The following is a 5655-nucleotide window of genomic DNA, read 5'->3' as shown; positions in this document are numbered from 1 at the left end:
TCTTTGATGCGGTTCGTGGCTGCGGCGGGAATGATCGCAGCAATTATTATTTTCCCAGCTTTAGGACGGGCATTTTTACCTGAATTCCAAGAATCAACTTTGGTAAATACTTTAGCACTTTACCCAGGTACATCTTTAGAAGCTACCAATAGTGCTGCTTTTGCTTTGGAAGATAAACTCAAAGACGACCCTAGATTAAAGTATATTCAATTACGCGCCGGACGCGCCCCCAATGATGCAGATGCTGCACCTGTGAATTTGGCTCACCTTGATATTGGGTTGAGTGACAAAGGAATGAAAAATCGCGCAGCTACTGTAGAATGGTTGCGCGAAGAGTTTAACAAAATACCAGGGGCTGCATCTAATATTGGTGGATTTATTGCTCACCGTATTGATGAAATTTTGTCTGGGGTCAGGAGTCAAATCGCAGTCAAAATTTTTGGTTCCGACTTAGAAGAACTTCGCAAGCTTGGAAAGCAAGTTGAAGACGCAATGAAATCTATTTTGGGAATTGTAGATTTACAACTCGAACCACAGATTCCTATTGAACAAATTCAAATTAAGTTTGACCGTGTTGCTGCATCTCGCTACGGTTTAACTATTGGACAATTATCTAATATCATTGAAACAGCGCTCAATGGAAGAGCAGTATCTCAAGTTTTAGAGAAGCAACAAAGCTTTGATTTGGTTGTGTGGTTGCAACCACAGTATCGCAACAATCTACAAACAATTGAGAATTTATGAGTTGATACCCCTGATGGAAATAAAATACCTTTAGCTAAAGTTGCTACGGTTGCCTATGGCACTGGCCCTAATACTATTAATCGGGAAAATGTTTCACGTTTAATTGTGGTATCTGCTAATGCTAAAGGCAGAGATTTGCGTTCTGTAGTGACAGATATTCAAAATAAAGTTAAGGCACAAGTTCAACTTCCTTCAGGTTATTTTATCCAATATGGAGGTCAATTTGAAGCAGAAGAACGAGCATCACAAAATATTCTGGTTTTCAGTGCTATTTCTTTTGTTGTGATTACAGTACTAATGTATCTTTCTGTGAAATCAATCGCTTCAACAGCAATGATTATGATTAACTTGCCCATTGCATTAGTGGGTGGAGTAATTGCGGTAGCTTTTACAGGAGGAGTTGTTTCTGTAGCCTCATTGGTAGGATTTGTAACTTTGTTTGGTGTGGCTACTCGAAACGGATTATTATTAGTAGATAATTACACTACAAAAGTTGCGATAGGAATGTCTTTAAAAGAAGTATTAATTGCTGGGTCAATGGAACGACTCAACGCTATTTTGATGACATCTTTAACTTCAGCTTTGGGTTTAGTTCCGTTGATAATTTCAGTGGGGCCAGGGAAGGAAATTTTGCAACCTCTTTCGATTGTAGTGTTAGGTGGGTTGTTTACTTCTACGGCGTTAACTTTGTTGGTTTTACCTGCTTTGTACTCGAAGTTTGGTAGGTTTTTGTTACCTAAGCAAAGTGCGGCTGTTGTGGAAAATGGGAAGGTAGCGGAATCTGTGTTGGAAAATTGATTTTGGGGATAGGGATGAAATGCGAATTTTACAGCTTTCATCTCCTGAAACAATAAAGTGCCAAAAATATTCACCCTTCCTTTGATTTGTGAAAATTAAAAATATTAAAAGCTTTGATAACTATGCTTCTTGTTTAATGAGTAACTTTACACTTTTTTAAATTTTAGTAAACTCTGTAAAATGTCACGATAATTACTTCAGATAGAGCTAGTGAGGAAGTTTACAATATTTTCATCCTTTCGATTAATTTATATTTATTTATGATTTTTTGAACATTTGTTTATTCAAGATTTATTCAATGGAGGCTAACCTATTCATGCCTAACTCAGCATCCCAATTAACTAAAGTTAAAAGCAAGAATAACGAATTTTCATCTACAGCAGATACAGTGCGTATCTATCTTCATAAAATTGGACGTGTAGCTCTGTTAACCCATGAGCAAGAAATTTTTTTTGCTCAACAAGTTCAGCAAATGATGGCAATGCTTACTGGGAAGGAAGAACTATCTGAAAAATTACAGCGTGAACCGACTCTGCAAGAATGGGCTGACAAGATGCAGTTGAAAGAAGATGTGCTACTGCAACAACTAAGTCAAGGACAAATTGCCAAGCAGAAGATGATTCAGGCTAATCTGCGGCTAGTGGTGTCTATTGCTAAAAAATACCAAAAACGCAATGTTGAGTTTCTAGACTTAATTCAAGAAGGTACATTGGGGCTAGAACGAGGGGTAGAGAAATTTGATCCAACTCTTGGATACAAGTTTTCTACTTATGCTTACTGGTGGATTCGTCAGGGAATTACACGGGCGATCGCACAACAATCCCGCACCATTCGTTTACCCATTCACATCGCTGATAAACTGAACAAAATCAAGTGTGCCCAGCGAGAGTTATCTCAAAAACTTGGTTACATCGCTGGCGTGACTGAAATCGCCCAAGCACTCAATCGGAACCCAGTCAGATTCGAGAATGTTTGCAGCTTGTTCGTCAACCTGTTTCCTTAGATATGCGAATTGGGTTTGAGCAGGATACTCAATTGCAGGATATGCTGGAGGATGATGGAATATCTCCCGAACGCTACGCCGAGCGGGAATTACTCTATCAAGACATTCACAACCTATTAGCAAAGCTGACTCCCCAGCAAAAGGAAGTGTTAATCTTGCGCTTTGGTTTAGCAGGTGGACACGAACTTACTCTGGTACAGATTAGTCAACGTATGGGCATTTGTCGGGAACGAGTGCGACAAGTGGAACAACAAGCTCTCACACTTCTACGAAGATATGGAGCTAACTCACACAGCTATCTGGCTGATGCTCCTTAATTTTGAAAGCTTGTAGCAGTTATTTGACTTTCACCCTTTGCTTCATCCACCAAAAGGTTCCCAAACCTGCAATAATGACACTGATCGCCATAGCTCCAGTAAACCATTGATTCCCAGACTTGGTTGACTGACTTGATGGTAATTCTTGCTCAGTTTTTTGAGAACTTGTAACTGGTGCTGGTGTCGATGCTGCTACACCACTAGCTACTATTACCTCATACTGCATCTGAAAGGGTTTAAAATTACTTTCGACTTTGGGAGTGCAATCTAACTCTAACTGATAAGCTCCTGTTTTAGGAAAAACAACATCTGCACCAGGAATACCCTGATATCTCTCAACTGAAATCGCTTGCACCGTAGGCTGTAATACAGGCGGATCTTCCTGTTTATGGGGTTGAGAGTAGACAGCCATTTGGCAATTCGCCTCCGACACTGGCAAGATTTTCCCTCCCTTGCGGGTGAGTGCAACCCAGACTCTCGCTGTTTCTCCTGCTTTGGGACTGTGATTTGGTTCAACGTGCCAAGTACCAGCCACATCCCCCGATAGTTGAATGTTATGTGCTAACACTGGGGTGACGAGCAGTGACAGAAATACCGCTCCCATCAAGCTTATATTAATCTTTGATTGGTGTGACATTGTGGTGCATGGCAGCTGGTAGTCGAATTCTTAACTATGGCGATCGCTTCTGTCAAGAGACAAGGTGTCAAACTGAACCGAACGTCATAGCTTGCAAGTAAGTTGAAACTGCCTCAGACTATCTTTAATTAAAGAAATAGCACTGATGCTCAAAAACAAGGCAACCAGTAAACTAGCTACTGCATCTGCCCATAGCCAATAAAAAAATAAACACAACCAGCAGCCAGAATTACACCGATAGAAATGCCAGCATCAGCAATCCCATGTAAGAAAACTCCCCGCAGATTCAAATTATGATGACTATGTTTGTGCAATGGTTGGATAGTTAAGCCGTTAATTACTATGCTCAAGGTAGCTACAGCCAGCATGGGTAAGCCTGATACAGGTTGAGGATTTTGAAGACGTTCCACAGCTTCTAAAGCAATGAAACCAGCTAAAGTTACTAAACTCACCCCATTTAGTAACCCTACCCAAGCTTCTATTTGCTGGTAGTTAAAATTCGTTTCACCTGAAGATTGATGCTCTGTTAACCAGACTACTAACACTGTCAATCCCAAAGTCACCACATCAGAGAACAAGTGTCCCGAACCTGCTAAAAGTGACAGGCTACCGTCCCAAAGTCCAACTCCTAATTCTATTAAAAATAAGCTACTTCGCAGCCCTAAAATAACCCAAAGTAACTCTAAGTTTTGTGTACTCTCTACAGCTTTAGCGTAGGGATAGTGGTAATGTATCAACTTTTGGTTAGTGAAATTCATAATTATTTTTTTTGCATTCAACGCCTCTAATGCGAAGCTTGAGGAAATTTGAAGTAATGGAACATATTTTAAGAGTAAAAAATGGGATATCTAAGACAATTTAAAGCTACTAAAAGTTTTACTGTCTGTGCATATTGGGTATGTTACCTAATCTTCCTCAGCAATAGATATACAGCAGTTTGCAAGTAAGTGAAGTATAAATGCAGGACTCAAAAATCAAATATACAAACTTTCTGCCTCCTGCCTCACAACCTGTAAATTTGTACTTCATGCAAACGAAAACTGCTGTATCTTTAATTATGGCGTTCGCGTAGCGGCTGCTTTGCAGCATCGCTCGCTAATATTAATCCTTGACAGCCTTGGTTCTAAATAGCCGCATTCCATTTGCAGTAACTAATAAGGAAGTCCCTGTATCTGCTAAAACAGCTACAGCTAACCCAACAAACCCAAAGGTTCCTAATAGCAGAAACAAACCTTTTGTTACTAAAGAAAAGACAACATTCTGTTGAATTACAGATACAGTGCGACGGCTTAGTTCTACTGCATAAGCAAGTCGTCTCAGGTCACTTCCTACGATCACGACATCTGCTGTCTCCAGAGCAATATCTATTCCACCAACTGCAAAACTAATATCCGCAGCAGCAAGCGCAGGAGCATCGTTAATACCATCTCCAACCATACCTACTACTCCTGTTTGACGCAGAAGTTGAATTTCTTCAAGTTTATCTTTTGGTAGCAGTTCTGCCCGGTACTCTGTAATTCCAACTTGCTGGGCAATCTGTTTAGCAACGGCAGTACGATCGCCCGTTAGCATTACTAATCGCTTTAATCCAACCCGCTTCAACTGTCGCAGGGCTTCCGTCGCTTCCAAGCGAATACCATCAGAAAGTGCGATCGCTCCTAATAACCCTTCATTTGTTCCTACCAGCACCGGAATTTGACCGAGTTGTTCAATAGAAGCTAACAAATATTCAGCTTCACCAGATAAGCGAATACCTTGGTCTAAAAACAACCGTTGATTGCCTATGAAGTATAACTGCTCCTTAAAGTTCGCCTGAATCCCTTTCCCAGGTAGTGCAGTAAAGTTAATAGGTGTTTCTAACTCCATCCCTTGATCGTGAGCCTTGGCTACAATTGCCTTGGAGAGGGGATGCTCAGACTGTTGCTCAACTGAAGCTGCAATCAGTAATACCATGTTTGCGCTTACCTTGCCAAGGTCATAAACCTTCTGTACAACGGGTAGTCCTTGCGTAATCGTACCAGTTTTATCAAAAGCAAAAGTAGTCAAGCGTCCGGCGGTTTCCAGCGCATTACCCCCTTTGAACAAAACGCCCTTACGAGTTGCTGCACCAATAGCGCTAACAATCGAGACAGGAGTAGAAATTACTAAAGCACAGG

General features: G+C 40.8%; 3 protein-coding genes and 2 pseudogenes. 2 read left to right on the top strand and 3 right to left on the bottom strand.

The window, feature by feature from the left end; all coding sequences use genetic code 11:
* Both LC574_RS23620 and sigB read left to right on the top strand, forming a co-directional pair.
* Nucleotides 1-1542 (top strand): annotated as a pseudogene (locus tag LC574_RS23620) (efflux RND transporter permease subunit); the annotation flags it as partial.
* Between the two features lie 316 nt (nt 1543-1858).
* Nucleotides 1859-2862 (top strand): annotated as a pseudogene (gene sigB, locus LC574_RS23615) (sigma-70 family RNA polymerase sigma factor SigB).
* 19 nt (nt 2863-2881) lie between these two features.
* Here sigB and LC574_RS23610 read toward each other — a convergent pair.
* The 3 genes from LC574_RS23610 to LC574_RS23600 all read right to left on the bottom strand — a co-directional run.
* Complete coding sequence (locus LC574_RS23610) at nt 2882-3499, bottom strand: hypothetical protein (RefSeq protein WP_229456003.1); 618 nt, start codon at nt 3497-3499, stop codon at nt 2882-2884.
* A gap of 176 nt (nt 3500-3675) precedes the next feature.
* Complete coding sequence (locus tag LC574_RS23605; protein WP_229456002.1) at nt 3676-4257, bottom strand: cation diffusion facilitator family transporter; 582 nt, start codon at nt 4255-4257, stop codon at nt 3676-3678.
* Between the two features lie 343 nt (nt 4258-4600).
* On the bottom strand, nt 4601-5655 hold a 1055-nt coding region (locus LC574_RS23600), incomplete at its 5' end, for a cation-translocating P-type ATPase (RefSeq protein WP_229456001.1).

The sequence above is a fragment of the Nostoc sp. CHAB 5715 genome, from assembly GCF_020829685.1.
Taxonomy (GTDB): Bacteria; Cyanobacteriota; Cyanobacteriia; order Cyanobacteriales; family Nostocaceae; genus Nostoc.
Note: the sequence above shows the minus strand (reverse complement) of the source record. Positions and strands in the feature narration are given on the sequence as shown.